Genomic DNA, 477 nt, shown 5'->3' with positions numbered 1-477 from the left:
TCATTTCCCGTTCCTGCTTTTTCAAGCACACTTCCTGTCACAGTCGTCACCATAGCATTGCCTTTTACACGTGTTTTAGGCAAGTCTGCCTTTACCACTACTTCTCCTAATTGTTGTGCGTCCGATACGAGCTGAACTGTACCAATATTGGCTGGAGATACAGGCTTAAATACGGTCTTATATCCGATGGAGGATATTCTCACTATCTGGTTTTCCGAAGTTGCCTCCAGAGTGAAAGATCCGTCCTCTCCGCTGATGGTTCCGCTCACAAATGCAGAATCCGGTAGCGACAGCAATACAACATTAGCAAAAGGCAGTGGTTTTTCCTTCTCGTCAATCAATTTTCCGCTTACGGTCTGTGCGGATAAAATTACCGGCAAGAAGACCATTAAAGATGTAAATAAAAAAGTTTTAATCGCTTTCATTATAAAGATACTTTTTAGGTTATTATTGCTCATGGTTTATATCTCCGAATGC

1 protein-coding gene is annotated in these 477 nt (G+C 41.7%); it reads right to left on the bottom strand.

From position 1 onward, the window contains the following. On the bottom strand, positions 1–425 hold a 425-nt coding region (locus H6A27_RS14615), incomplete at its 3' end, for a carboxypeptidase-like regulatory domain-containing protein (protein ID WP_239469735.1). Positions 426–477 lie beyond the last annotated feature (52 nt).

Source organism: Bacteroides caecigallinarum (genome assembly GCF_016902295.1).
GTDB classification, from domain to species: Bacteria; Bacteroidota; Bacteroidia; order Bacteroidales; family Bacteroidaceae; genus Phocaeicola; species Phocaeicola caecigallinarum_A.
Note: the sequence above shows the minus strand (reverse complement) of the source record. Positions and strands in the feature narration are given on the sequence as shown.